We start from the raw sequence: 2799 nt of genomic DNA, 5'->3' as shown, positions 1-2799 counted from the left end.
CTACATCCTGATTGGTCTATCTGGCGTAGAGGCTTTTGTTATCCCTTATGTCAGCCGCTTCTCTTCTGGAAGTGTGAAAGGGGGGTGTTTACTGAAGTCTACAATACGCACAAAATCACCATTCTCGTCGGATAGCAATTGGTAATGTAGGACGAACTCAGAAACAAATCCGTTTCCTGACATAGAGGCTTTGTAATGGGGGATGCCTATGTGGTAGTGATGCAGATTGTGCTTCTTTGCAAAAGCAACCTTCTCTTCCCGCTTGGGGTCATCACGACTCACATCCCATGATGGTTTGTTCTTGCCTTTGAGGTTTGCGAAACCGTATTGCTCCAGATGGACAACAAAGGAAGCAACAACTTGCCGTGTGGCTTTCCTTCCTCGTTGCAGGTCTATTGTAAACTCAGGGCCGATCTCAACATCAATTGGGGTTTGGGGGTAGGTGTAATGTGCCGTGGCTAGTCTTCTCCGTTGTTATTGTTAGAACGCCTATTGTGCATCTAACCAACGGAGGAAGTCATCAGGATTCTTGAGTCCCTTTGGAACCCGTTTGGAGGCTGTAGCCGCATTGGCAACCCGCTGTTGCATACGTTCTAAATCGTAGCTAAATGCAGTGTCGCTCTTGGCTTTTTGCTTAATGTGTTCTGCTTGCATTTTATTTGATTTCCCTCTATGGGATTAGCCTTAGTTATCAATGACTTAAGGCATACTGTAAGGCTATGAAGTTTTATCGATAGCGCCCCACAGGATGGGCTCAAGCGTTGTTGTCTGATAGTGCAACACACTTTTTAAAACTTGACCCGTCCGTCAACAGTATCGCCGAAGAAAGCAGCAGGGTCAATTGGGGTTACAAAAGTAGTGTTCGTGGGCCGCATTGGGGCCCGCATTGACAACAGGGCAAAAACCGACCATAAAAACCCTCAGACCTACAGGAAGAACCTGTAGACCCAAGGGGAAGAAGAAGCTCCACTAACTGCACGGGGAATTTGATTTCAATTACCCTTGCAGAGCATGGAGCTGTTGCAGGTGGTTATCACCCATTATTATTATTGTGAACACCAAAGAAACCATGAATAAGGATTGAGAAGATTAACTGAGGGGGATTATCTACTTTGATTACAATTTACATTACTCTGCTGGACAGTCTAATAGATTCATTCAGCCATAGTAGTAATGTTATCTAGGAGTAGAGCAAATGACCCTTTTATAGAATCTTATTCTATAGTCAGGGATTATTCATTTGCTTATTTTTGGTATCCAAACAATGCTTATTGAATCGTCGTAATGCTCCTGCACATCCCCAGACCTCCCCTTTCTTGCCTCCTTTATTCGTCACCTTATGGCCGTACTTCTTGTTATAAACACCCGTCAGGAAATCATGCCTCCATAGGGGAAGCTCATTCTTTATACCAAACTCAAGCTCCCATGCTTTGTTAACATCGGTGAGCGAATAGAGCCCATCAGCATTCTGACGGATAGAATAATCTTTGTTGTTAAATTTAATTTTCATTGTTTATGTTCATTCTTGAGTAAGGGGTTATTCGGTGTATCCTCTGGCTTGTTGTACCTGTTCAGCACAGAGGGATTTATGAAAGATAGTCCAGACCAAAGCCCTATCCCTGAAGGGTTTAGCCGATACGATACCGCTGATTACCTCAATTCAGAGGAAGACATAGCAGCCTACATAGAGGCCGCTGAAGAAGCAGATGATCCGGTATTAATGGCTGACGCTCGGAAAATAGAGGCCATAGCCAGGGAACGTCTGGCGAACCCACTACAAGGGATTAAGGTCACGCTCGATGATCTCTGAGAACGTGCTCCTACGCGAGATTTCCAGAATGGATAGGGTAATCCCCCTGAAGATTTCACGTAGGAGCGCGTGTTTACTGCTGTTGTTGCATCGCCCCCTGCATCTGTAGAGCTTGAGGCCCCATAACCTGCATAAGCTGTGCTGCTTGTTCTTGCTTCCTCTCGTCATCCAGTTGTTCGGCTGACTTGATAAGGCCACGCTCTGGGACGTTGAGACTTGCTAGAACACGACTCCATAGCTCACCCATGTCTACAGCCGTCATAGCTGCTTCACCCATAGGGGACATAGTGTTCATAGCGGTTACAAGGCGCTGGTAGTCCTGCCCACGGCCAAGAGCATCCACGCCAGTGACGATGGACGGTTTGAATGTGCCCTTGGGGAATGACGGGATCACTCCTGCTGCTTCCAGTCGGCCAATGGTCACGCTCACGATAGGCGCTTGCAGTTCCACGCTCAGAAGTGAATAGACCCCACCTAGAACCTGTTCCAGCTCACTAGCCAGAGTTCGGATCTCTTCTGCTGTTACTCGCTCACCAGAACGCTGTAGAGAGCTTTGCATGAGGAATGCTTGGGCGATACCACGCCGGATTTCATCTGCTTCAGTCTTGGTAATAGCCATGTCGGCTTGCTTGTTCAGTTGCTGGCATACAAGGTCTTCAGGGTTGCCCGCGATGTAGGCCCCGTTCCTAGCTCTGTTCAATACCGTAACGTCTGTAATCCCGTTAGGACGTACCAGCCAGACAATCCGGGCGGCTGCTTTTGCTGACTCGGACATACTTTTAGAAAGTGTCTCAAGGGAAGATAGATCGCCAATGTGTTCTTCCACGTAGGAACGGCCATAATCTTCACCGCTGACTTGTACCATGCGAAGGGGAATCCAAGGGCAACGGCCAATAGCGTATTCAGCGTGAGAGTCGGGAATCAATTCATCCCCCAAGTATTGGTCTGATACCCATTTGCCTTTCTGACGGCGGATAAAGGTGTAGACC

The 2799-nt window shown here is 47.4% G+C and carries 3 protein-coding genes; 1 reads left to right on the top strand and 2 read right to left on the bottom strand.

Annotation, left to right across the window (positions count from 1 at the left end):
• Nucleotides 1–1225: 1225 nt before the first annotated feature.
• On the bottom strand, nucleotides 1226–1510 hold the full coding sequence (locus tag LG31_RS0107485) for a hypothetical protein (RefSeq protein ID WP_033113860.1): 285 nt from the start codon (nucleotides 1508–1510) through the stop codon (nucleotides 1226–1228).
• Between the two features lie 78 nt (nucleotides 1511–1588).
• Here LG31_RS0107485 and LG31_RS0107480 point away from each other — a divergent pair, with 78 nt between their 5' ends.
• Nucleotides 1589–1810, top strand: a complete 222-nt coding sequence (locus LG31_RS0107480; protein ID WP_050513428.1) for a hypothetical protein — start codon at nucleotides 1589–1591, stop codon at nucleotides 1808–1810.
• Nucleotides 1811–1883: 73 nt separating this feature from the next.
• Here the strand turns inward: LG31_RS0107480 and LG31_RS0107475 are convergent.
• Nucleotides 1884–2799 (bottom strand): portal protein (locus LG31_RS0107475; RefSeq protein ID WP_202963000.1); only part of this gene is annotated, 916 nt, incomplete at its 5' end.

The sequence above is a fragment of the Aeromonas lacus genome, from assembly GCF_000764665.1.
Classification (GTDB): domain Bacteria; phylum Pseudomonadota; class Gammaproteobacteria; order Enterobacterales; family Aeromonadaceae; genus Aeromonas; species Aeromonas lacus.
This window is presented reverse-complemented; position numbering and strand designations above follow the sequence as displayed.

Bases quoted from the DNA above. Each gene is read 5' to 3' on its own strand.
- LG31_RS0107485 (WP_033113860.1), bottom strand. From the start codon at position 1,510: ATGAAAATTAAATTTAACAACAAAGATTATTCTATCCGTCAGAATGCT.
- LG31_RS0107480 (WP_050513428.1), top strand. From the start codon at position 1,589: ATGAAAGATAGTCCAGACCAAAGCCCTATCCCTGAAGGGTTTAGCCGA.